The organism is Eggerthia catenaformis OT 569 = DSM 20559 (assembly GCF_000340375.1).
In the GTDB taxonomy this organism is placed as follows: Bacteria; Bacillota_I; Bacilli_A; order Erysipelotrichales; family Coprobacillaceae; genus Eggerthia; species Eggerthia catenaformis.
The window spans coordinates 438,136-461,378 of the sequence record NZ_KB446646.1 but is presented as its reverse complement, the minus strand read 5'-3'; the positions used below and the strand labels follow the sequence as shown (position 1 = coordinate 461,378).

General features: G+C 32.3%; 24 protein-coding genes and 1 other annotated feature. Of the genes, 6 read left to right on the top strand and 18 right to left on the bottom strand.

The window, feature by feature from the left end:
- Window positions 1-10: 10 nt before the first annotated feature.
- The 10 genes from HMPREF9943_RS02150 to HMPREF9943_RS02105 all read right to left on the bottom strand — a co-directional run bounded on the left by HMPREF9943_RS02150 (window position 11) and on the right by HMPREF9943_RS02105 (window position 8,869).
- Complete coding sequence (locus HMPREF9943_RS02150; RefSeq protein ID WP_051053875.1) at window positions 11-844, bottom strand: folate family ECF transporter S component; 834 nt, start codon at window positions 842-844, stop codon at window positions 11-13.
- Between the two features lie 107 nt (window positions 845-951).
- On the bottom strand, window positions 952-2,343 hold the full coding sequence (locus tag HMPREF9943_RS02145) for a D-2-hydroxyacid dehydrogenase (protein ID WP_004801633.1): 1,392 nt from the start codon (window positions 2,341-2,343) through the stop codon (window positions 952-954).
- Window positions 2,343-3,770: a metallophosphoesterase family protein gene (locus tag HMPREF9943_RS02140; RefSeq protein WP_004801632.1), complete on the bottom strand. Its 1,428-nt coding sequence runs from the start codon at window positions 3,768-3,770 to the stop codon at window positions 2,343-2,345. The genes HMPREF9943_RS02145 and HMPREF9943_RS02140 overlap by 1 nt, the downstream gene beginning before the upstream one ends.
- A 63-nt stretch (window positions 3,771-3,833) precedes the next feature.
- A complete protein-coding gene (gene asnS / locus HMPREF9943_RS02135; RefSeq protein ID WP_004801631.1) occupies window positions 3,834-5,228 on the bottom strand; it encodes an asparagine--tRNA ligase in 1,395 nt (464 codons plus the stop codon).
- Window positions 5,229-5,232: 4 nt separating this feature from the next.
- Window positions 5,233-5,871: a redox-sensing transcriptional repressor Rex gene (locus HMPREF9943_RS02130; RefSeq protein WP_004801630.1), complete on the bottom strand. Its 639-nt coding sequence runs from the start codon at window positions 5,869-5,871 to the stop codon at window positions 5,233-5,235.
- Window positions 5,871-6,869, bottom strand: coding sequence for a tRNA (adenosine(37)-N6)-threonylcarbamoyltransferase complex transferase subunit TsaD (gene tsaD, locus HMPREF9943_RS02125; RefSeq protein WP_004801629.1), 999 nt, complete (start codon window positions 6,867-6,869; stop codon window positions 5,871-5,873). The genes HMPREF9943_RS02130 and tsaD overlap by 1 nt, the downstream gene beginning before the upstream one ends.
- Before the next feature lie 2 nt (window positions 6,870-6,871).
- Entirely contained in the window at window positions 6,872-7,303 is a 432-nt protein-coding gene (gene rimI, locus HMPREF9943_RS02120) for a ribosomal protein S18-alanine N-acetyltransferase (RefSeq protein WP_004801628.1), read from the bottom strand.
- On the bottom strand, window positions 7,294-7,896 hold the full coding sequence (gene tsaB / locus HMPREF9943_RS02115) for a tRNA (adenosine(37)-N6)-threonylcarbamoyltransferase complex dimerization subunit type 1 TsaB (RefSeq protein WP_004801627.1): 603 nt from the start codon (window positions 7,894-7,896) through the stop codon (window positions 7,294-7,296). The genes rimI and tsaB overlap by 10 nt, the downstream gene beginning before the upstream one ends.
- Window positions 7,890-8,333, bottom strand: coding sequence for a tRNA (adenosine(37)-N6)-threonylcarbamoyltransferase complex ATPase subunit type 1 TsaE (tsaE, locus tag HMPREF9943_RS02110; RefSeq protein WP_004801626.1), 444 nt, complete (start codon window positions 8,331-8,333; stop codon window positions 7,890-7,892). Before tsaE ends, tsaB begins: the two co-directional genes overlap by 7 nt.
- Entirely contained in the window at window positions 8,330-8,869 is a 540-nt protein-coding gene (locus HMPREF9943_RS02105) for a DUF402 domain-containing protein (protein ID WP_040402535.1), read from the bottom strand. Before HMPREF9943_RS02105 ends, tsaE begins: the two co-directional genes overlap by 4 nt.
- Before the next feature lie 120 nt (window positions 8,870-8,989).
- On the opposite strand from HMPREF9943_RS02105, the gene HMPREF9943_RS02100 reads away from it, so the two are divergent.
- Window positions 8,990-9,652 carry an HAD family hydrolase gene (locus HMPREF9943_RS02100; RefSeq protein ID WP_004801624.1) on the top strand — a complete coding sequence of 221 codons (663 nt, stop codon included), beginning with the start codon at window positions 8,990-8,992 and terminating at the stop codon, window positions 9,650-9,652.
- 137 nt (window positions 9,653-9,789) lie between these two features.
- Here the strand turns inward: HMPREF9943_RS02100 and HMPREF9943_RS02095 are convergent, their stop codons facing one another.
- Entirely contained in the window at window positions 9,790-10,311 is a 522-nt protein-coding gene (locus HMPREF9943_RS02095; RefSeq protein ID WP_004801623.1) for a hypothetical protein, read from the bottom strand.
- A 310-nt stretch (window positions 10,312-10,621) separates the two neighbouring features.
- Between HMPREF9943_RS02095 and glmS the strand changes: the two genes are divergently transcribed.
- The 5 genes from glmS (at window position 10,622) to HMPREF9943_RS02070 (ending at window position 17,088) form a co-directional block, all read left to right on the top strand.
- Complete coding sequence (gene glmS, locus HMPREF9943_RS02090) at window positions 10,622-12,424, top strand: glutamine--fructose-6-phosphate transaminase (isomerizing) (protein ID WP_004801622.1); 1,803 nt, start codon at window positions 10,622-10,624, stop codon at window positions 12,422-12,424.
- An 84-nt stretch (window positions 12,425-12,508) separates the two neighbouring features.
- Window positions 12,509-13,708 carry a hypothetical protein gene (locus HMPREF9943_RS02085; protein ID WP_004801621.1) on the top strand — a complete coding sequence of 400 codons (1,200 nt, stop codon included), beginning with the start codon at window positions 12,509-12,511 and terminating at the stop codon, window positions 13,706-13,708.
- Window positions 13,709-14,120: 412 nt separating this feature from the next.
- Window positions 14,121-14,339 (top strand) — a binding site (T-box leader).
- A gap of 43 nt (window positions 14,340-14,382) precedes the next feature.
- Window positions 14,383-15,354, top strand: a complete 972-nt coding sequence (locus HMPREF9943_RS02080; RefSeq protein ID WP_004801620.1) for an ABC transporter substrate-binding protein — start codon at window positions 14,383-14,385, stop codon at window positions 15,352-15,354.
- Window positions 15,355-15,368: 14 nt separating this feature from the next.
- Entirely contained in the window at window positions 15,369-16,307 is a 939-nt protein-coding gene (locus HMPREF9943_RS02075) for an ABC transporter permease (protein ID WP_004801619.1), read from the top strand.
- Window positions 16,294-17,088 carry an ABC transporter ATP-binding protein gene (locus tag HMPREF9943_RS02070; RefSeq protein ID WP_004801616.1) on the top strand — a complete coding sequence of 265 codons (795 nt, stop codon included), beginning with the start codon at window positions 16,294-16,296 and terminating at the stop codon, window positions 17,086-17,088. Before HMPREF9943_RS02075 ends, HMPREF9943_RS02070 begins: the two co-directional genes overlap by 14 nt.
- A gap of 74 nt (window positions 17,089-17,162) precedes the next feature.
- On the opposite strand, the gene greA is transcribed toward HMPREF9943_RS02070, so the two are convergent.
- From greA to HMPREF9943_RS02035, 7 genes are all read right to left on the bottom strand, one after another.
- Window positions 17,163-17,639, bottom strand: a complete 477-nt coding sequence (greA, locus tag HMPREF9943_RS02065) for a transcription elongation factor GreA (RefSeq protein WP_004801613.1) — start codon at window positions 17,637-17,639, stop codon at window positions 17,163-17,165.
- A gap of 47 nt (window positions 17,640-17,686) precedes the next feature.
- A complete protein-coding gene (udk, locus tag HMPREF9943_RS02060) occupies window positions 17,687-18,316 on the bottom strand; it encodes a uridine kinase (RefSeq protein WP_004801610.1) in 630 nt (209 codons plus the stop codon).
- Entirely contained in the window at window positions 18,309-19,553 is a 1,245-nt protein-coding gene (locus HMPREF9943_RS02055; RefSeq protein ID WP_004801608.1) for a peptidase U32 family protein, read from the bottom strand. Before HMPREF9943_RS02055 ends, udk begins: the two co-directional genes overlap by 8 nt.
- Window positions 19,550-20,446, bottom strand: a complete 897-nt coding sequence (locus HMPREF9943_RS02050; protein WP_004801607.1) for a peptidase U32 family protein — start codon at window positions 20,444-20,446, stop codon at window positions 19,550-19,552. Before HMPREF9943_RS02050 ends, HMPREF9943_RS02055 begins: the two co-directional genes overlap by 4 nt.
- Window positions 20,443-21,042 carry an O-methyltransferase gene (locus tag HMPREF9943_RS02045; protein ID WP_004801604.1) on the bottom strand — a complete coding sequence of 200 codons (600 nt, stop codon included), beginning with the start codon at window positions 21,040-21,042 and terminating at the stop codon, window positions 20,443-20,445. Before HMPREF9943_RS02045 ends, HMPREF9943_RS02050 begins: the two co-directional genes overlap by 4 nt.
- A 1-nt stretch (window position 21,043) precedes the next feature.
- On the bottom strand, window positions 21,044-22,078 hold the full coding sequence (gene mltG / locus HMPREF9943_RS02040; protein ID WP_004801602.1) for an endolytic transglycosylase MltG: 1,035 nt from the start codon (window positions 22,076-22,078) through the stop codon (window positions 21,044-21,046).
- Between the two features lie 77 nt (window positions 22,079-22,155).
- On the bottom strand, window positions 22,156-23,241 hold the full coding sequence (locus HMPREF9943_RS02035) for a lactonase family protein (RefSeq protein ID WP_004801600.1): 1,086 nt from the start codon (window positions 23,239-23,241) through the stop codon (window positions 22,156-22,158).
- Window positions 23,242-23,243: the final 2 nt, after the last annotated feature.

Here is a 23,243-nt window from a genome sequence, read left to right as displayed (position 1 = left end):
AAAAAAAGTCTTAGATTTTAAGACTTTTTATTACTTTTAATAAAGCATAACCTACTATTATATCAATAGGCAGAATAAAACATGCTTTAAATAATCGTATTGAAAGTGAAACCATAAAAGGAATAGAATACATAATATCAAGCCATAATGGCGTTAAAATAAATGTAATAAGAGATTCTATTGTAATAACTATCATCATCCAATCATAAAGAAGCTGATGATCTTTTTCATTCATAGTTTTATTCTGACGATAGAGAAGATATTCAAAAACAGCACACATTATCCCTATAAATACTATCATTGCTATTTTAAAAGCTGATGAAAAAGAATACTGTACTTTAGATATATTCAGACTATCAGTCTGACTCACAAATAACAGTCCTCCCAGAGATAATAATATAATGATAAGACTCATTATACGATATAATACTTTTCCATTGATATTCTTAAAATATAAATGAATCCATCTAGGCAATGTTGCTGCTAATACTAAAGATAATGTAAAACCAAAAAAAGGAAATCCTGTCGGTACAATAATCAAACCAATCAGATCAGTGACTATACCTATCATATATCCATATCCTAATGGAAGGAGATATCCTGACAACATAATAGGAATCAATTCTATACTGATCCTAAGACTCTCCATCCCAAATAAAGGAACCATAATAGCTAATCTTTTTGCGATTAATGTAATAACCACAAACATTGCTGAAATCATCAAGAGCCTTGTATCCTTATAAATAGGCTCCTTCTTAAAGCATAAATAACCATATAGTCCCAAAATACCTAGTAATACAATTTGTATCATTTTCTTATACTGCTTCAAATGTTCCTGCTTCATCCTCATTTCTAGTCCACAGGCGTTAATTCCGGTTCCCCGTACATTCGAACTCCTTTCAAATATAACATTGTACATAGATTATAAAAAAAAGTAAATGCATAATGCATTTACTGAACAATATTTCTCTCTTCCCCTTTAAAAAAAGCTTCAATATTTAAATATACCTCTTTAACAAGACGTTCTCTGGCACTTTTTGAACCCCAGCCAATATGAGGAACCATAATCAGCTGATCTTTATTATTCACCATAAATAATGGTGAATCAGACGGTAATGGCTCTTTTTCAAAGACATCCAATCCCGCTCCGGCAATCTCATGATTATTTAAAGCATCTGAAAGAGCCTGTTCATCTACAATTGGACCTCTCGCCACATTAATCAGATAAGCACTATCTTTCATCTGATGAAAAGCTGATTTATTAAACATATGATAAGTCTTATCATTTAAAGGAGCATGAATAGATATAATATCACTTGTTTCTAACAATGTTTTAAAATCCACATAAGGATAGCTTTCATTATTATGTGGACCATGGACAGAATAATATTGAACATGTGCTCCAAAACTTTGTGCAATAGAAGCCGTTTTTCTTCCTATTGCTCCTAAGCCAACAATTCCCCAAACAAGTTCAGAAAGTTCTTTGATTGGATATTCAAAAAAACTAAATGAATCAGATAAAGAATAGCTTCCCTGTTTTACATACTGATCATATTGATGTATATGTTCTATTAATTCTAAAGCTAAAGCAAATGTTTCCTGTACTACTGAATCAGTAGAATAGCCTGAAACATTAGCAACTTTAATACCTTTTGCTTTTGCATATTCAATATCAATATTATTATAGCCTGTCGCAAGTAGACAGATTAAACGAAGATCGGGAAGCTGATCAATGATCTCTGAAGTCATATGATTCTTATTGGTAACTATAACTTCTGCACCTAATGAATGCTTAATAATTTCATTTTCTGCTGTCTGATTATAATATGTAATATCTCCTAAAGCCTCAAAAAATGAAAAATCAATATCCTTTCCTACACTATCTCTTTGTAAAACCACTATCTTATGCTTTTTTCCTGAAAGAATATTTAAAAAGTCCCGGTAAGTGATACCTTTAAATAGATTTCCTAAATAATAAGATTTCCGGTCATAATTAAAATGACAATCATCATTCAATAAAGCTGTTACGACCTGCTCATTGATATCAAATATCAAACATTGTCTTACCAAGGCAATACCAAGCAGATGTGTTATTAAAGACTTAGATTCTTCTGCTCTTTCTTTGATGTCACTCACAAAGTCCGGATTCTGAGAAATACAATAGCCTACCAGCTGTGATAATGTCTTAAATCGAAGTATATTATTCATTACTAATGGTGTATTAAGAAAGGCCAACACACACTGATATAAATCCATACCAACAGATTTATGATAAGCCTTAGTAAAGTTTAATAAACTATCTATTAAGAAATCCTCTTGGTTTTTATTCATTTGTATATTCATTATTTTTCCTCCATCAGATATGTTTCAATACGCAGCTTTTTAGATTCTTTTTTATCTTTATAAAAAATAAAACATGAAACAAACTGTTTTTTTATATAATCATACTTTAACAAATTATAAGATAGATAACGTGATTCGCTTTCCTTCAGTGTTCCTGTTGCACTGCCGGCAGAAATAACATAACTGTTATGCTTATTTAAGAGAAACGGAACATGCTTATGACCATGAAACACATAATGAATATGATGTTTCTCTAACCAATCAATAAATTTCTGAGAATCTATTAATGATTTTGATGAATCCATCAATTTTCCAATAATAAACTTCTCATTCCATTTTCTCTTAATAAAATCAGCTTTTGTAACAGGATAGACATGATGATGAAGAAGAGCCGCTATAGTATATTCTTCTAAATGTTCTACATCTGATAACTCATATTCTATCTCCGCCAACTGTCTTTCCCCAATTCGCCCTCTCGCAAAATTACCCGACATATTAGAATCTATCTTTAATAAGATGATTTTATCATCCTCTAAAATCTTAATCTTCTCACCTAAAAGATAGGCTATAGCCTTTGTCTTTTCTCTTGTAGACATAGATAAGCCTGCAGTAATCATATCATGATTTCCTAAAATAAAGGTTACATCAGCATGATAGTGTTTCTTAACAGTATGCATAAAATCATTAGCCATATACATATTCTTTTCATTAGGCGTATTCATTAAATCACCGGTGATAAAAACTTTAAGCTGATGATCAGTCTTAATTAATGAAGTCAGTATATTCAATGATTCATAAAGACATTCTAAGGCTTTATATTTTCTAGAATTAAAATGGGTATCACTTAAATGAATATAATAAGAATATCCTGTTTCTTTGTATTCAAACAAGCATGGATCATCTAACAAATCAGAAAGAGCTGAAATATCATTTTCATCATTCATTTTAAAAAATCTTTGTTTATCCTTAGTGAAAATTAAAGCACCGGGATATTCATCAGCATGAAATATGCCAAAAAGAAATGGCTGTGACGGATCAGTTAAAGACAGATAATGTTCATCTAAAGCATTCTCTATATAATGAAAAACAACATTCTCTTTTTCAATAGAAAAAGTAGGGAAATCATCATTTCCTTTAAAAAATACAACATGGATCATATGTTCATACTGATGCTTAATCTTTAGTAACTCCTCAGTTAGATTTATATGCAAAAGCTGTTCAATCTTACTTGCAGATTTTGCACTTTTAGCAAGATTAAACATTGCCTCATTAATTTTCATAATAGCATCTATATAAATATTATGATTAATAAGCCAATTCTTAAATCCATCAAATTGTACATAATCCACCTGAAAGCTGCGATCAATACTAGGCTCATCAGAATATATATAATTGTAAAAATATAATAAATAATCTAACTCATTCACATGACTCACCTCAACTCATTCTATCATTTTTCAGACAAACAAAAAAGAGCGAGACGCTCTTTCTTAAAATTTTAAATTTCTAGGTGTCCTTGGGAACGGCTCAACATCTCTGATATTTTCGATACCTGTCAAATACATTAAGAATCTATCAAAGCCTAATCCAAAGCCTGCATGTTTACAACCGCCAAAACGGCGTAAATCCATATACCATTGTAATGTTTCTTTTGACATCCCTTTTTCAGTCATCATCTGATTAAGGACATCATAGCGTTCTTCTCTTTGAGAACCGCCAACAAGCTCTCCTATACCGGGAACAAGCAGATCACAAGCTGCAACAGTCTTCTGATCATCATTAAGCCTCATATAGAAAGCTTTAATTTCTTTTGGATAATCAGTTAAGAAAACAGGTCCCTTAACAACTTCCTCACAGATATATCTTTCATGTTCACTGTTTAAATCCATTCCCCAGTAAACCTTATTCTCAAACTTATAACCATTTTCAATAGCCTTATTTAGATGATTAATAGCTTCTGTATAAGTCATTCGTACAAAGTGAGAATTTCTTACTTTAGTAATACGATTAATACAATCATGATCTATTCTTTCAGCAAAGAACTTCATTTCTTCAGGAGCATTTTCTAAAACATAATCAATGCAGAACTTAACCATATCTTCAATTAAATCCATATCATCTTCCAGATCAGCAAAAGCAATCTCCGGTTCAATCATCCAGAATTCTGAAGCATGTCTTGTAGTATTAGAATTTTCTGCTCTAAAAGCCGGACCAAACGTATAAACATCTCTAAATGCCATTGCAAAAGCTTCTACATGAAGCTGTCCTGTTACAGTCAAAAAAGCTTCTTTACCAAAGAAATCTTCTTCAAACTTTGTATTATCAATAGTTGTTGCTCTAAACATTTCTCCTGCTCCTTCACCATCATTACCGGTAATGATTGGCGTATGAACATAAACAAATCCCTGTGACTGAAAGAATTCATGAATAGCCATTGATAAAATAGAACGAATTCTAAAAATCGCAAAGAAAGTATTTCCTCTAACTCTTAAATGAGGAATATCTCTTAAATACTCAAAAGAATGTCTTTTCTTCTGTAATGGGTAATCTTCATCACATACTCCTTCTATTTCTATATGTGTTGCTTCAATCTCAAAAGGTTGTTTAGCTTCCGGTGTTAGTTTTAGTTTTCCTAAAACATGAACACTGCTACCTGTAGAAATATGAGCAGTCTCCTTAAAATTGTCTAAATTATCTTCATTATATACAACCTGGCAGTTTCTAAAATATGTCCCATCATTTAAAGCAATAAAGCCGATTTTCCCACTTGGACGATTTGTGCGGACCCATCCTTCCAGCTCTACATATTCTAAGCTGTCAGTTTCCTGATTCTCTCCGCCAAGACACATTTCATATAATTCTCTAACTGTCATGAATTCAAACATATCATTACTCCTTCTCTTTAGCTTTCATTTTTATTTCCAGTTCCTGAATAGCTACTACAACATCAACTGATTGTACTTCAATATCTTCAGGCACCACAAAATGACTATGTGTAAAATCTACAATGCCTTTAACACCTAATTTAATCAGACGATCAACTGTATTCTGAACATTTTCACTAATAGCCAATATTGCAATTTTACATCCCTTTGGAAAAGTCTTTTCCAGATCATTAATATTCTGTATTTCTACACCAAATCTGCTGCCTACAATATTTTCATCCAAATCATAGGCACGAACAATCTTACCAACAGTATATTTCCATTTATTATACTTTAAAATAGCACTTCCCAGATTTCCTACACCAATCAAAATGATTGATTCATCCAATCCCAGACCTAACACCTGAGATAATGCTTTAATAATATTATGTGTATCATATCCATATCCTCTTTTACCAAGCATTTCTTTTTGAGGAAGAAAACTAAAATCACGGCGGATTGTTGTATCCTTAATACGCGTTATTTCAGCAAGTTCACTTGATAAGAAACTTTCCTTTCCTGAATGACCTAGTTCCCTTAATGCTTTTAGATAAATTGGGAAACGAGACATAGTAGCACGAGATACTTTACGTTTTTCTGACATTATTCAACACTCTCCTTTTCTAAATCAAAGTCAGGTTTAACTGATAAATCTAATGATTCAAATTTTTTATATTTATACATAACATTAGCAGCAGAAACAATCATAGCTGCATTATCTGTACAGTATTTCATTGGCGGAAAAATAACCGGTATATCCTGATTACTCATCTTCTCCCTTAATCCCTTATTAGCACTGACTCCTCCGGCTACAATAACCATCTTAACCTGAAAATCAGATGCTGCTTTCATAGTTTTCTCAGCAATTGTATCCATAGCGACATCCTGAAAAGAAGAAGCCAAATCATCAAAGCAAATCGTTTCTCCTCTCTGTGAAGCATTATGAAGCAAATTAATCACTGCACTCTTTAAGCCGGAGAAAGAAAAGTTATAACTGCCATCATCAAGAGGTTTAGGTAAAGAATAAACACTCTTTCCTACATGAGCCATTCTATCAACAACCGGTCCGCCCGGATAAGGAAGGTTCATAACACGTCCAACCTTATCATAAGCTTCACCAATCGCATCATCAAAAGTCTGTCCAATAACTTTAAAATTAAATTCACTCTTCATATAAACAAGTTCTGTATGACCACCGCTCACTACTAAAGCTAATGCCGGATAATCAATGGTATCTTCAATAAGATTTGCATAAATATGTCCTGCAATATGATGAACACCAATCAAAGGAATATTTAAAGCTAAAGCAAGTGTCTTAGCCTCCTGCATTCCTACATGAAGACTGCCTACCAAACCTGGACCTTTAGTAACTGCAACAGCGTCCAGTTCTTCCAGTTGAATCTTTGAAACATTCAGTGCTTCTCTTAAAACCGTACTGACACATTCCACATGCTTTCTGGAGGCAATTTCAGGAACAACACCGCCATATTGTTTATGTATATCAATCTGTGAAGCCACTACATTGGCAATCAGCTGATTATTCTTCATGATTGCAACACTCATCTCATCACAGCTTGATTCAATTGCTAAAATCGTACTCATATTCATCCTTCCTTAATCATTAAATAAGCGTCTTCATGGTTATCGGCATAATAATTCTTTCTTACTGCTTTCTTTTGAAAGCCATATTTCTCATAAAGATGTATAGCCTTATCATTAGAGACACGTACCTCTAAAGTACATGTCTGAATATCATTTTTATTCATCATTTCTAAAACAAAATCCAAAAGATACTTACCATAACCTTTTCCCTGTTCACTAAAACAAACACCAATTGTTGTAATTGTCATAGTATCATAAGTGATCCATAATCCTAAGTAACCAATAATTTGCTGATCTTCTAAAACATAATAAGATCCAAAAGGATTATTAAGCTCAAAACAATAATCCTGATAACTCCAGGGTGAACTAAAAAGACTATTTTCCAATTCCAAAATCTTTTCAAGATCACTAACTTGCATCTTTCTTATAAGCATGTTTTCTTTGCTTCTACCTCTTTAATATAAACAGGTGTTAATAAATCAGGATGCTCTACCGGTTTTTTAGAAAGAGAAAGCTGATAGATTGAATCAACCAAATCACATTTTGTTGCCTCAAATCCTAAAACCTGTGTTTCCCCAGTAACCGGAAGATTCCTTTCTTTAATAAAAGCTCTTGCTTCATCAATTGTCATTAAAGTCTCTTCCATCAAAGGTTTCCCTTTATCATATAATCCAACGAAGACTTTATGACTTCTTGCATCAATTACACTAATCATATGGTTCAATCCCGCATAAGCATTTAAGCTTGAAACACATTTAATCCGGCAGCCATTAATCACATGCATGACTTTTGCAATAGTCATTGCGACACGAACCCCCGTATAACTTCCCGGTCCTTGAGTAATAATCATTTCATCAGCATCCTTTAAAGATAAATGATGATTCTCAAGAAGTTGTTGCAAACGCGGAATTGTATACTCAGACTGCTTTTTACTGCCTGCTTCAAGTAAAGAATCTATCATCTGATGATCCTTATAAATACCTATCCCTAAATATTGATTTGATGTATCTAATACAATGCTTAACATATTTCCAGCTCCTCTAACAGCTTATCATATTTTCTTCCCTTTGATACAAATTGTAATTCTCGACTGTTATCATCTTTCTTTTCAATACTAATCTCTAATCGTTCAGCAGGCAAAATTTCTTCAATAAACTCTGCCCATTCAATCACGCATACACCCTCATCATCAAAGATCTCTTCAAACCCCAGATCATCATCGGTTCCTTCCAATCGATAGGCATCAAAATGATATAAAGGTAATCTTCCTTCATAAACCTTTAAAATAGTAAAAGTAGGAGAGTTAATAATCTTCTTAACCCCTAATCCCTGTCCGATTCCTTTCGTCATTGTCGTCTTACCCGCTCCCAGATTACCATTGAGAGTAATAACCGTATGAGCTTCTAATACTTCTCCTAATCTCTTTCCAAAAACAATCAGTTCTTCTTCTGTCTTTATATTCATACATTCTCACCCAGCATCTTCTGATACTCAGAATACCATCGTAAAGCAAAATCTTTATGAAAAGGTCCTTTCATTGTTTTTGTCATCTCTATCAATATATCAAGCTGTTGATGAAATATTTTATCAAGTTCATCACTATAATGATATAACCGGCGATGAGCTTTATACTCAGCTTCATCTAATATTTTATAATGATGATCCGGATAAACCTTTAAATCCAAATCATAATCAATATATTTAATAGCCTCTCCATCATATAATGTTGGAGATGCGATATTACAATAATAATATATTCCTGTTTTTCTAATCATACAAATTACATTATACCATTTATCCTTAGGAAAATAACAGATAGCCGGCTCTCTTGTCATCCACTTTCTACCATTGCTTTCAGTCACTAAAGTATGATTATTAATTACAATAAAATGCTTATCTGTTTCTTCTAGAACCATACAGTTTTCCCAGCAGCGGTGAATAGTTCCATCATGCTTATAACAATGAATCACAATTTCTTTCCTTGTATTCTTTTCATTCATCATTTAAAAAATACCTCTTTCACATGCATTATACACGTTTTCTACTTATAATAAAATGAACAATTTTGTTTTCTTTAACTAAATATCCTTATATAATACTTTTTAAGGAGAAGAATACTAATGATAAAAGGTGTAATATTTGATGTTGATGGAACTTTAATTGATTCGATGGGTATCTGGAGTCAGGTAGATGCAATGTACTTAGAAAAGCACGGTTTTCAGGCTACAGAAGAACTATCACGTCAATTTTCTACAATGACTATGGAATCCTCACTGCAATACATGAAAGATACCTTTCATATAAAGGATTCTATTGAAATAATGCTTCATGATATCTTATCACTCGTCAGAGATTTTTATCTGCATAAAGTCTCATTAAAGTCGGGGATGAAAGAATTAATTTTAACGTTTCATAAAAATCATATTCCTATGATGATATGTACCAGTAATGAAAAAAGTCTTATCTATGAAACAATGGAAAGATTTGGATTAGCTGATTACTTCATGTATATTCTTACCAGTGATGAAGTAGGATCAGGAAAAGATAATCCTGAAATCTACTATAAAGCCTGTCAATATATGAATAGTAAACCTGAGAATACTTATGTTTTTGAAGATGCAATCCATGCTGCATCATGTGCTTATAAAAATCATTTTCAGCTAATAGGAGTCTATGATGACTATAGTCAGATGTACGAAAAAAAAATAAAAGAAATGTCTGTACATTTTATTAAAGAAGAAAAAGATATCTATCCTATTTTAGAAAGTTTTAATAAATATTAAGACTTTTATTAATGAATTGTCAAATCAAGAGTAACATCCGGATTAAGAAACCAAAAAAGTACATCTTAAGATGTACTTTGGAGGATCTGAAAGCAGCAATCATACTTTCAGAGGATTCATAATGATTGCTTTTATGATTATCCATCAAAAAGTCTTGAGATAATGAATTGATTAATCTCATTTCTTGGTGTAAGAACCTGATAAAACTGTTTACGAGTATCAAGTCTCTGAATGTCAATCATTCTCATATCTGACAGCTGCATTCTACTTTTTAATTCCTTGTGAGAATCAGTAATAATAATATCTTTTTCAAATCGGGGGTTATAGTCCCTGGATTCTTTCTTAATCGATGTACACGGAATAATAAGAACTTTAGTTCCTAAATCTCTGACTACATAACACCAGTGCCCATCCATCAGTTCTTTAGGGAAACCCCTTCCGATATTGAAATAAGCCATAGAATGTTCTTCTGGTCTGTTCTTTACCTGATAAACTGCATGATCGCAATCTCCATCCTTCACAATATGACAATAGAAATATTCAAGCTGACCGGTCTGAAAGACTAAAGACTTTTTATACTTCTCAACATCAAAGTTACCGCTCTCTTCAAGATGTTTAAGCTGTAGCTTAAAGTAGTCTAATTCATCTTCCTCAATCATTTTATTTCCTCCTAATATTCTATACTCAAAAATTTTTTTAATTTCTCATATTTTTATTATTATTTTCAAATTATAAAAAGTATGTGATTTTCATTGCATTTCACAGTATTCTTTTTATAATAAAAAAAGCTTTCAAGTGATAATATTTTTTAAGCGCCAGAACTCAATGAGTTGACGAGGACCAGATTTATCGAAATATTCGGCGGATGATCTGGAGGCATAGTACTGTCTAAAAAGATAGGTAAAAAAGATAAGTGATTGTCTAACAGATTCTATCAGGTACTCTCTTGAAAGCAAGGAGGACAAATATATGTGTGGAATTACAGCTTATGTAGGTAAAGGACAGGCTTTACCATTTTTGATGCAGGGTCTTTCACGGTTAGAATATCGTGGCTATGATTCTGCCGGGGTGACTATCTTAAATAATCACCATCTTCAGACTGTCAAATGTAAAGGCAGACTGGCTCAATTAGAACAGGAAGTTAAAAAATATGATATGACCGGTCATGTAGGCATTGGTCATACCAGATGGGCAACTCATGGAGTTCCTTCAAATCTCAATTCACATCCTCATACAAATCCCTCTAATACACTAAGTATTGTACATAATGGGATTATTGAGAACTATCGTGAACTAAAAGAGATTCTTAAAAAGAAGGGATATCAGTTTCAAAGTGAAACAGATACAGAAGTGGCAGTAATGTGTCTTGATTACTTTAATCAAGGGGATTTATTAGAAGCAGTATTTAAAACTTTAAACTGCATTGATGGAAGCTATGCTTTAAGCATCTTATCTACTGATCAGCCGGATCAGATTATTGTTGCTAAAAAAGATAGTCCTCTCGTTATTGGAAAAACAGCAGATGGATATGTTGCCGCCAGTGATATTCCTGCTCTTTTAGCCTATACAAAGGATGTTTATTTTTTAGAAGATAATAATATTGCGATCCTAAAAAATGATCATGTGACATTCTATAATCGTCATAAAGAAGAAATTCATCCTTCTCTAGTAACAATTCCTTATGACTTAGAAGCTGCCCAGAAAGATGGCTATGATACTTATATGCTTAAGGAAATTTATGAACAGCCACATGTTATTAATGAAACACTGAGAGGACGTATCTTTGATAATCAGATTATTCTAAAAGAATTAGATGATCTTGATTTTACTCAGTTTAATAAAATCTATTTTGTTGCCTGCGGCACAGCTTATCATGCCTGCCTCTGTGGTGCTAATATTCTGGAAAGAGCAACTAAATTACCTGTTTTAACACAGGTGGCCAGTGAATTCCGTTACAGTGATCCAATCATTGATGAACATACCCTATGTATCTTTGTTTCTCAGTCCGGCGAAACTGCTGATACACTGGCAGCCCTTAGACTTGCAAAAGAGAAAAAATCAGTCACTCTTGCGGTTGCTAATGTATTAGGATCAACTATTTCCCGTGATGCACACTATACTCTTTATACCGCAGCCGGTCCGGAAATTGCTGTAGCATCTACTAAAGCTTATACGACTCAGCTTGTTTTATTAACCTTATTTGCATTATATGTATCTCAAAGATTGAATCTAAAAGTTGATATTGATGTTATGAATCAGCTTAGTAAGCTCAGTGAACTGGTAGAGAAAATTCTTAAAGATGATAAAATTTTTGCTTCATATGCTCAATTATTAAAACATCAGCATGACTGTTATTTTATTGGCAGAAGCCTTGATTATGCCTCTGTATTGGAAGGTGCCTTAAAGTTAAAAGAAGTATCTTATGTTCATGCTGATGCTTATATTGCCGGTGAATTAAAACATGGTCCTATTGCTCTTATTGAAGAAGGAAGTGTTGTTATTGCAGCAGCAACACAACCTCATGTTGCCGGTAAAACAATTTCTAATATTCAAGAAACAATAGCCCGCGGAGCAGATGTTATCTTATTTACAACATCTTCTCAAAAAACTGATCAGATTAAGAACGTTTATAACCTTCCTGAAATCAATCCGTTATTAATGAGTGTATTAGTAGCTATACCATTACAGCTGATTGCTTATCATACAGCTGTCTTAAAAGGCTGTGATGTAGATAAGCCTAGAAATCTGGCTAAGTCAGTAACTGTTGAATAAACAGGTTTCATAGAAAGAAAGAATTTAATAAAACTTCACTTTGATATTTAAACTTGTTATAATAGGCAATGAGAGGTGATTATTATGGATAAAAAATTAAAAGATCTAACAGCTTATGAGCAGCAGTTTAATGAAGATCTTTCTTCTTTTACTGAATTTCAAGCTTCAGACTATATTAAAGAATTAAAAAATCAGGGACAGACTGATAAAGCTATAGAAGTAGGACGAACATTATTAGAACAGAAACCCGAATTAAATGACTATGTTAATTATTTTGGATATGCTCTTTATAATCGTTATATTAATATTTCTTTAGAAAAGATATCTGAAAATGAAAATTTATTCTATACTATCTTAAAAGAAATTAAAGAGAACTGTCGTCAGGAACGCTATTCTCCCTTAGAAGCTTCAGTTAATAAAGCTATTAAATATGAAATGTCAAAGAGTCCTGTTGATTATAGTAAATTAAATGAACTCCTTGATATGCTTGATGGTCCTACTTTAGATGATCAGCCTTTTATCAATAAAGATGGCAAGGAGTTTGAAAGCAAGAAAGAAAAATGGTATCGTCAGAAGGTTAGAGCTCTCTATGAAACAGAGAATTACTCATTATGTCTAGAAACTGCTAATATTGCTATCGCTTCTCAGTTTAAATGGCATTATAATAATAAATCATGGATTCAATACTATCGTGCATCAAGCTTAGTAAAACTTGGTCGCTATGAAGAAGCTGAAAATACTTTTATTGCCTTAAAAGATCATTTTCGAGCAGCTGATTTCTCAGACATCTTATTTCAACTTTATATGAATACAGGCAAGGAAAATGAAGCTTATACAAGCCTTCTCTATGAATTTTTCTTGAATGGCTTTGATATTAAGCTGATGCCTATTTATTTAAAAATTCAATCAATGTGCAAGGAAAAAGAAGCTTCTAAGCAACTATCTTTAATAAATGCACTCCTTGCTAAAATGAAAAATGAAGAGAGTGAAGACTATAAAGATCTTGATGCTTCTCATGTCTTTGATAAATTATATGATTCTTTGATGAATCACCTTGAATTATTTATTAAGCGTCATGAAGGCAAAGTTGTCTATTACAATGAAGACAAAGGATTTGGTACCTTAATTGATCATGACCAGCGTATTTTCTTTAGACAAGCAGATTATATTTATGATGAAGAAGTCTTAAAATATGATAATGTCAGCTATAGTCTTATTAAATCTTATGATCGTAAAAAAGATGAGTCTACATATAAGGCAATTCTCTTAAGAACTATCTATTAACCACAGATTTCTGTGGTTTTTTAAGTTTTTGCTATAGAATTTAAAAATCTTCTTATTTTTACAGCAAACTAATAATTTAAAGATATTCTATAATGGTAAAGAAAGTAATATTTATTACAAAGCAAAGTTAAAACTTAATCCTGAAATTCATATTAGTTTTGATTATTCTAATGCATTTAAAGAAACTTCAATGGAAGAATTAACCAAAAAAGTCTAACTTTTGGAGGTCACCTCAAATAGCTTAATTAATATCTCTATTTGTATATTAATTTTAAGTTTTTTACACACTACAAAGCCAAGATACTTTTTAGTATCTCTATTTTCTATTTTTTATGTGTTTTTTTATTTTTTTTAGTCTTTTTATAAAAGTATTGACAAATTACTATTATTTCTTTATGATATCATCATATTCATAAAAACATTGAAGTGACATAGTAAGAATGATGCGACACAAGAGATATCATGGGCGGTGTAAATGATACGTAAGTTATTCTGAATTCACCACGGAGTTGGTTAGCTTAAAGGTTATCCCGAGTTATGATCGTTAAATCATAAGGTTGTAAACCTAGCGAGACTATCTATGTGAATAGATGGTAAACTAGAGGTGGTAACGCGTGGATTCGCCCTCTTTTGGCGGATCTTTTTTGTTTTTATAAAGGGATGGAGGGTTATATATGAAAAAAGTCTTAGGTGCAGTTCTTGCCTGCGGGTTATTATTAAGCGGTTGTTCTTCTTCAAATACGGGGAAGAAAAACAAAAGTGAAGTAAAAATAGGTATTATTCAATTTGTTCAGCATGATGCCTTAGATGCTTCTTACAAAGGATTTAAAGAAGAGGTTGAAAAAGCCGGTTATAAGATTGATGATAAGAATGTTAAAAATGCCAGCGGTGAAACAAGCAACTGTGAAACGATTGCTTCTCAGTTAGTTAATGATAGAAGTGACTTAATTTATGCGATTGCGACACCTGCTGCTCAAGCTGTTGCTAATAAAACAAAAGATATTCCTATTGTGGTCAGTGCTGTAACTGATCCGGCAACTTCTAAGCTTGTAAAGTCTAATAGTAAGCCTGATACTAATGTTACCGGAGCTAGTGACTTAACTCCTGTTAAAGAACAAATGGAACTATTGAAGAAGTTAATGCCTAAAGCAAAGAATGTAGGTATCTTATATAACGGTTCTGAATCAAATTCTGAATTTCAGGCGAAAATCGCAATCAAGGAGGCTAAAGCATTAGGTTTTACAACAGTGAGCAAGACTGTTTCTGATTCTAATGATGTACAGGCAGTTACTGACTCATTTGCCGGTAAAGTGGATGCTGTCTATATTCCTACTGATAATTTATTAGCAGCAAATATGCCAACTGTTATTCAGTCTACTAATGCCAGTAAGATTCCGGTTATTGTCGGTGAAAAAAATATGGTAACTCATGGCGGTTTAGCTACTTATGGTATTGATTATAATGCCTTAGGGCATTTAGCAGGCAAGCAGGCTGTTTCCATCTTAGAAGGTAAAGAAAAGCCTCAGACAATGCCTATTAAATATTTAAAAGCATCAGACTGTGAATTATCCATTAACAAAAAGCAGGCTGAAAGATTTGGTATCAGTATTCCTGAAGATTTAAAGAAACAGGTTAAATATATTTAAGAGGAGGCTTTTGAATGGCTTTATTATCTGCATTTGAAGGTGCCTTAGCACAAGGTATCTTATGGAGCATTATGGCTCTTGGAGTCTATATAACTTTCAGAATATTAGATATTGCTGATCTGACTGTTGACGGTTCATTTGCAACAGGAGGAGCAATCTGTGCAGTTTTAATTATTTCCGGTGTGCATCCTCTAATAGCGGTATGTGCAGGAACACTTGCCGGATGTATTGCCGGTTTTATAACCGGATTGTTAATCACGAAATGTCATATTCCGGCTATTTTATCCGGAATATTAACTCAAATAGGACTCTATTCAATTAACTTAAGAATCATGGGTGATAAATCTAATATCCCTCTTCTTTCAGCAAAGAGTATCTTTGACTGGATTAGAAATCTGGGATTAAGAGATTCTTATGCTATTATCTTTGTCGGCTTAATCTTTGTGATTATTATTATTGCCGGTTTATACTGGTTCTTTGGCACAGAAATTGGCAGTGCCATTCGTGCTACCGGTAATAATGAACAAATGGTTAGAGCTGTCGGTGTTAATACCAATACCACAAAATTGATTGGTGTTACTTTATCCAATGGTCTTATTGCTATGAGCGGTGCCTTAGTCGCACAGTCACAAGGAAGCTCTGATGTTAAAATGGGTATTGGTGCCATTGTAATTGCTTTAGCTTCTATTGTGATTGGAGAAGTCATCTTTTCTAAGATTACTAAAGGATATTTTCTATTAAGACTTGTTTCGATTGTGATTGGCTCTATTATTTATCGTGTTGTAATTGCATTTGTCTTACAAATGGGATTATCTACAAATGATTTAAAACTATTAACTGCAATCATTGTCGGTATTGCACTAACTATTCCTGTAGTCCTCAGTCATCGTCATCAAATGGCTAATTATAAGAAATTAACACAAGAGGTGGATGCTAAAAATGCTTCAAATTAAAAATGTTTCTAAAACGTTCAATACAGGAACGATTAATGAGAAAAAAGCTTTAAAAAATATTACTTTAACATTGAATGACGGAGACTTTGTTACTATTATAGGAGGTAATGGTGCCGGTAAAAGTACTTTAATGAATATGGTTGCCGGATTATATCCTATAGACTGTGGACATATTATTCTGGATGATTTAGATATTTCATTATATCCTGAATATAAGAGAGCACAGTTCATTGGTCATGTCTTTCAGGATCCTATGATGGGGACTGCTGCTGATATGAATATTCAGGAAAATCTGGCTATGGCTTTTAGACGGGGAAAATCTTTAGGACTTAAATGGAGTATTACAAAACAGGAAACTAAAGATTCTTATCAGCATCTTAAAAAGCTGGGCTTGGGCTTAGAAGATCGTATGACCAATAAAGTAGGATTATTATCAGGTGGTCAAAGACAAGCTTTAACACTTCTTATGGCTACACTCACAAAACCTAAAATACTTTTATTAGATGAACATACAGCGGCTCTTGATCCTGCTACAAGTGCTAAAGTATTAACCCTCACTAATGAACTCGTTAATGAAATGCATCTAACAACGATGATGGTTACACATAATATGCAGGATGCGATTGATGTTGGAAATCGTTTGATTATGATGTATGATGGCCAAATTATTTATGATGTCAGCGGTGAAGAAAAAAAATCATTAAAAGTTAATGATTTATTAAAGAAGTTTGAAGAAGCAAGCGGCAGTGAATTTGTAAATGATCGAATGCTTTTAGGGTAGTAAAACTACCCTTTTTTTATTGGTATTGCACTTGTTATGATAATTTACCCTATAAAAAAAAGAGCTTTCGCTCTTTATGAATGATATTTAATATTTAAAATCTTCACATCATAAGGCTGTGCAACCCCAACAGTTACAATTTCATTAACCTTATGGTCCATCATTGCTTTTGCTAATGGAGATTCATTAGAAATTTTTCCATTTAACGGATCTGTTTCAAAAGTACCAACAATTGTATAAGTATCTTCTGTATTATCCTCTAAATCAAGAACCGTTACAGTAGCCCCGGCTTTAATAACAGTCACATCACGATCACTGTCATCAATAATCTTAGCATTCAGAAGCATACTATCAATTTCTTTAATCCTTGCTTCTAAATGGGCCTGTTTATCTCTAGCAGCATCATAGTCAGCATTTTCTGATAAGTCACCCTGACTTCTTGCCAGCTGAATTTCTTCAATGACCTGTGGTCTTTCAACATTGACTAAATGTTCTTTTTCTTCTTTTAATTTTTCAATACCCTCTTTTGTTAAAAGTACAGTGTTATCCATATTATTCACCTCGTGTTCTACACTATAGCATAATTCTTATATAATGTCTATGATTCATCAATGATAGATTTTATCTTTGTAATTAAGAGATCTATCGCAACCATATTTTCTCCTCCATTAGGAATAATAACATGAGCATATTTTTTAGAAGGTTCAATAAATTGTTCATGCATAGGTCTGACAGTAGATAAATACTGATTACATACAGAATCTAAAGAACGTCCTCTTTCTTCAATATCACGTCTTAATCGTCTAATAAAGCGAATATCACTGGCAGTATCAACATAAACTAATATATTACACTGATCTCTAACTTTCTCTTCAGCTAATACAAATATTCCTTCTAAAATAATAACATCTCTATTAGAAATCTCTTCTGTTCTATCTGAACGGGTATGCAAAGTATAATCATAAACAGGTTTTTTAATAGTTTCTCTGTTCTTTAATTTTTTAAGATGTTTAACTAGTAAATCTGTATCAAAAGCAAAAGGATGATCATAATTTGTCTTTATTCTTTCACTCATCGGAAGATGACTCTGATCATTATAATAATCATCCTGTTTTACAATATAAACTTTATGATTACCTTTAAAAGCATCATATACTGATCTGGCAATAGTCGTCTTTCCCGAAGCACTCCCACCGGCAATCCCAATAATAATAGCCTGCTTATTCATCTCTAACCTTCCTTCCCATATCATCTTTATAGACTTCTTTATTTAAAGGAATATAAAGTATTTCCATTGGATGATTAGCTGTTTCTACTTCTATATTCTCTTCATTTATGATTTTTTCTATAGTAAATAAATAATTATTATGAGATGGTGAGAATATCTCAATTCTATCTCCTTTTTTAAAATAATTCCTCTGCTCTACTTTCATAATCTGCTGATCTTTATCATAATCCAAGATTCTCATAACAAATTCCTGTGTAGGATGTTCATCTCTTAAATTAAACAATTGAGCATTATTTTGGGGATCACCATTATAAAAGCCTGTACAAAAGGCACGATTAGCTGCCTTTTCTAATTCCTGCAAATATCCCTCATAAGAAAAACTATCCGGATTCTCACAATAAGCATCAATCAACTTACGATAAGATGAGACAACTGTCGCAATATAATGAAGAGATTTCATCCGTCCTTCTATTTTAAAAGAATCAATTCCCAATTCAATCAATTCACCAATATGATTTACTAAGCACATATCTTTAGAACTCATTGAGAAAGGTGTATCTGATTCCAAAGTCTTTAATATACCGGAATCATAAATATCATAACTCCAGCGACAACTTTGTGAACAGCCTCCTCTATTTGCATCTCTTCGAGAAAAATAATTAGAAAGCATACATCTGCCTGAATAATGAATACACATAGCACCATGAATAAAATATTCAAGATCTATATCAGGACATTTCTCTCTAATGATCTTGAGATCTTCAAACTCAGTCTCTCGCCCAAAAACTACACGATCCATACCCATATCCTGATAAAATAAGATCGCTTCACTGTTTAGCGTTGACATTTGGGTAGAAACATGAACTTCTAAATGAAGTTGAAGTTTCTTTGCAAGTATCATAATATAAGGATCAGCTACAATGATAGCTTTAACTCCTATTTCATCCAAGGCTTTTAAATACTCTTCCAAGCCTTCTAAATTATCATTATGAAGAATAATATTACATGTTACATGAATATCTGCTCCATGAGCTTTCGCAAAGCGTACCCCCTCTTTAATATCTTCTAATGAAAAATTAGAAGCGGCACTTCTTAAAGAAAACTCTTTACCTCCTACAAAAACAGCATCAGCACCATAAAGAATAGCTACCTTTAATTTCTCCAGATTACCTGCGGGAGCTAATAATTCCGGTTTCTTAAGAATTACGCGATGACCATTAATGATTTGCGAATTCATGAATTATCCCTCCTCTTAACATCTTCAATATGATAAAGTGTCTTATCTTTTAAGAAACCTCTATCTAAAGGATAAGAAACATTTTTTAATAAAGGCATATACTCTTTAACATCATGATTATATTTTCCGGTTTCTAAAGCATGAATACATTCCTGATACATATGCGAAACTTCAATCATTTCTAATGGATCCATAAACAATGTTTCAATATATAAATAATCAAATACATTTATTATATTAAATAAATCTAAAGTATAGAGTTTATTTTCTGTATAAATACAGGTTCCTCTATTATCTTCATAAATATGACAGCGGTAATCCTGTCCTCTCGGATTAATAATCAAATGATCAGATAGTTCTTTATCTGTTTCCTGAATATAGTTTCTAATAAGCTTTCTTTTACTTGCAGCCATATACATTACACCATGACCTTGTATCATTAAAGGAAGTGATGTATTCCTTTTAATATATAACTGTTCTTCTAAGGGAATTTCCTTAGATACAAAAGCACTGCTGATTCCCAGCTTTTTTAATGTTTCTAAAGTTAGAGGATTTGTATTTAAGGTATGAGGAGCATACATCATATTAAAAGAATATTTCTTTTTGATAACATAGCGTAAAACAGCCATATCCTGAAACAGAAGTCCTGATACTCCGATCTTGGCAAGATCATCAATATGATTAAATAATTCCTCTAATTCCTTTTCATCATAAAGACCATTCACCAATACATATAATGTATTGACTTGATTATTTATTTCTTTTAATTCAGCTATTGAATAATGTTCCAAAGTAAATGTTCCATAATCACCTGCTGTAATATAAACTTCTATCCCCATAACTATAAAATCATAAAGATAGTCTTTATTGGTCAGATGTAATGCTAATCTCATTTTCTATCCTTTCTGGTAATTAGGCAAAGACCGTCACCTAATTCTATATAATGAGCCTGATATTCATCATGATTAAAAATCCAATCTTTAAATTTCTTAATCTTTCTTACTAAAGCTCTTGTATTTCTATTTTTAATATGCTCAATATCAAAAATCATACCATGAAAATCTAAGTTATCGGCAAGTACAAATCCATCTTCTTTTAAAAGATCAATATATTTTTCAAAAAATTTACGATACTGTGCTTTTGCCCCATCAATAAATAAACAGTCATAAGGAGCAAATTTTAATAATCTTTTATCATATTCTAATGCATCAGCATGGATTAAATGAATACGATCAGTAAGATGATACTTATGAATATTATCTAATGCCTGCTGATACCTGAGATCATCTCTTTCGATGCTTTCTACCAATAAGCCTTTGGTATTTAAAGCCATCATCATACCGGAGTATCCTATTGCACTGCCTATTTCTAAAACACTATGAGCTTGATGTTTATTTAATTCATTAATCAGATAAGTAATGCCTTCTTTTTGCATAATAGGTATATCATGTCTTAAAGCATAATCCTCTAATTTATCTAAAGTTATCATATTAATACCACTTGTATTTCTCAACAGCCTCTAAATGCTGTTTATAAGTCTTGGAATAAATAACCTGACCATCTTTTTTAGCAAAGAAATAATAATTATCATGCTTTGCATAATGAATTGTCCTATCAAGTGTTTTAATCTGTACACTTGATACAGGTCCTACCGGCAATCCTTTATAAAGATATGTATTATAAGGAGATTTTGTCTGAAGCATTTTATGAGTAACCTTTACTCCTGTTCTTTGCAATGCATAATTAACAGTAATATCACTTTCCAGTCTCATTCCTTTATTTAATCTATTCATAAAAACACCGGCTATCTTAGAAATATCTTCATCATAGAGAGATTCTTTTTCAACTATTGATGCTAGTGTCAAATATTGATGAACTGACATGCCTGTCATCTTATTTTTATAAGGTGTAATTTTCTTATTTGTCATATCTAATAATTTACGTGTGACTAAATCTAATGTAGGTTTCTTATCATTAATAAAGTAAGTATCAGGATATAAATATCCCTCTAAAGGATATAAAAGACTCTTATTACTTAATGTTTTCATATCCAAAAACCAATAATCTTTAGCAAGTGTCTTTAGATAATTCTGATCATTCCATGTTTTTAATATTGTTTTTTCATTCATATTTAATAATTTAGCTACTTTTTTAGCAATCGCAGGAATAGTTAATCCCTCCTGAATAATCAACTTAGAATTCATAATATAACTGCTTTTATCATTACCCATTTCTTTAAACATATCTTTTAAAGACATAGATGTATTAAAAGCATAAGTATTCGCTTTGATCTTAGGATTGGTAAGTCTTAAATATAATGAACCCATCATTATATTTTTAACAAGACCTTTCTTATACATAATATTTAAAAGATTTTTAGGAGTTTCACCCTGTTCTACTTCAACAATCACTTGTTTAGAACTATGATGTCCCTGATTAACAGTTTCATTATAAAAATAGTAACCTCCTGTCATACCGCTAATAATAAGCAATAATAAGATAATCACAATTATTTTCTTTTTCATAATAGCACCTCTTCAAGTATTATATTCTAAAATAATAATAACACAAGCTTATCAGAATAAAAGACGGAATTTCCGTCTTATCTTGTCACTCTTAAATTTTCTGTTCCTTTAGCCACACAGACAGGTCCATGTAAAGGCAGCCTTGAATGTGTTTCAAAAAGAATTCCTCTTTTTTCATTAGAGCGAAGCTCAAAACTTTCAATTGTACCAGTTATTTTACTAGTTACCACAAACCATCTGTCTCTAAAAATCATCAAATTATTTGGTCCTTCATCTGTTTCTATACAATCAATACGCTTAATTGTACCATCATCTAATATAGAAAATAAGACAAGTGTATCATCACCCTTATTAATAATCGCAAGATGTGATCCATCATCCAAAAGAACCATATCAGTCGGAATATTATTACCATCACATTCCTCTAATAAATAAGATAATGTACTTTGAATCTTTGTAAACTGACCTGAATCATACTGATAAACATCAATATGACTATTGATTTCATTCATAATATAAGCATATTGACCACTGTTGCTAAAGAGAATCTTTCTAGGTCCGCTTCCTGCTTCCGTATTAAATGAATGTTCCTGATCCTGCTTTAAATAGCCTCTTTCATCAATATCATAAACAAGAACCTGATCTCCTCCCATATCAAGAACAATAACTTTATGATCAGGTGCTAAGACAATATCAGTAGGATGTGATTCAGTCTGTTTGATAGGATCAATACTATGACCATTCAGTTTAATTGCTTCAGAAACTCTGACAAGCTTACTGTAGCGAATAGGCATAGTTACAATTTCTCCATTATAATAATCAATCGCATAGCCATGTAATCTATCAGGAGCAATAAGAGTCTTAATATAAGTACGTCCTTCATAAGAAACACGAGCTGCTAAGCCTAACTGGAGATCCATACAGGAATATTGCCAGACTCCGCCATCAGTTGCTCGTCCTGAGCCATTACGATAGCCTAAATACATCCAGCGTCCCGATTTACTCATTGATAGAGGATTAGCAAGTGACTTAACAAATGACTTCTTAATAATCTCTCCGGTTGCACTATCAAGATAGAAAGAATAGACCCCGCGGTCAATATCCGTACCATCACAACCCACAAAAAATATATCGACATTTTTCGTTCTTGAAAATAAACCCATAC

Coding starts and splice junctions, on each gene's coding strand:
- udk (WP_004801610.1), bottom strand. CDS start 18,316: ATGAATAAGCAGGCTATTATTATTGGGATTGCCGGTGGGAGTGCTTCG.
- tsaE (WP_004801626.1), bottom strand. CDS start 8,333: ATGAATATAAAGACAGAAGAAGAACTGATTGTTTTTGGAAAGAGATTA.
- tsaB (WP_004801627.1), bottom strand. CDS start 7,896: ATGTTAAGCATTGTATTAGATACATCAAATCAATATTTAGGGATAGGT.
- HMPREF9943_RS02085 (WP_004801621.1), top strand. CDS start 12,509: ATGGATAAAAAATTAAAAGATCTAACAGCTTATGAGCAGCAGTTTAAT.
- HMPREF9943_RS02075 (WP_004801619.1), top strand. CDS start 15,369: ATGGCTTTATTATCTGCATTTGAAGGTGCCTTAGCACAAGGTATCTTA.
- HMPREF9943_RS02100 (WP_004801624.1), top strand. CDS start 8,990: ATGATAAAAGGTGTAATATTTGATGTTGATGGAACTTTAATTGATTCG.
- rimI (WP_004801628.1), bottom strand. CDS start 7,303: ATGCTTATAAGAAAGATGCAAGTTAGTGATCTTGAAAAGATTTTGGAA.
- glmS (WP_004801622.1), top strand. CDS start 10,622: ATGTGTGGAATTACAGCTTATGTAGGTAAAGGACAGGCTTTACCATTT.
- HMPREF9943_RS02050 (WP_004801607.1), bottom strand. CDS start 20,446: ATGAGATTAGCATTACATCTGACCAATAAAGACTATCTTTATGATTTT.
- HMPREF9943_RS02105 (WP_040402535.1), bottom strand. CDS start 8,869: ATGAATGAAAAGAATACAAGGAAAGAAATTGTGATTCATTGTTATAAG.
- HMPREF9943_RS02145 (WP_004801633.1), bottom strand. CDS start 2,343: ATGAATATACAAATGAATAAAAACCAAGAGGATTTCTTAATAGATAGT.
- HMPREF9943_RS02055 (WP_004801608.1), bottom strand. CDS start 19,553: ATGAATTCGCAAATCATTAATGGTCATCGCGTAATTCTTAAGAAACCG.
- asnS (WP_004801631.1), bottom strand. CDS start 5,228: ATGTTTGAATTCATGACAGTTAGAGAATTATATGAAATGTGTCTTGGC.
- tsaD (WP_004801629.1), bottom strand. CDS start 6,869: ATGAGTACGATTTTAGCAATTGAATCAAGCTGTGATGAGATGAGTGTT.
- HMPREF9943_RS02130 (WP_004801630.1), bottom strand. CDS start 5,871: ATGTCAGAAAAACGTAAAGTATCTCGTGCTACTATGTCTCGTTTCCCA.
- HMPREF9943_RS02070 (WP_004801616.1), top strand. CDS start 16,294: ATGCTTCAAATTAAAAATGTTTCTAAAACGTTCAATACAGGAACGATT.
- HMPREF9943_RS02150 (WP_051053875.1), bottom strand. CDS start 844: ATGAAGCAGGAACATTTGAAGCAGTATAAGAAAATGATACAAATTGTA.
- greA (WP_004801613.1), bottom strand. CDS start 17,639: ATGGATAACACTGTACTTTTAACAAAAGAGGGTATTGAAAAATTAAAA.
- HMPREF9943_RS02080 (WP_004801620.1), top strand. CDS start 14,383: ATGAAAAAAGTCTTAGGTGCAGTTCTTGCCTGCGGGTTATTATTAAGC.
- HMPREF9943_RS02045 (WP_004801604.1), bottom strand. CDS start 21,042: ATGATAACTTTAGATAAATTAGAGGATTATGCTTTAAGACATGATATA.
- HMPREF9943_RS02095 (WP_004801623.1), bottom strand. CDS start 10,311: ATGATTGAGGAAGATGAATTAGACTACTTTAAGCTACAGCTTAAACAT.
- mltG (WP_004801602.1), bottom strand. CDS start 22,078: ATGAAAAAGAAAATAATTGTGATTATCTTATTATTGCTTATTATTAGC.
- HMPREF9943_RS02035 (WP_004801600.1), bottom strand. CDS start 23,241: ATGGGTTTATTTTCAAGAACGAAAAATGTCGATATATTTTTTGTGGGT.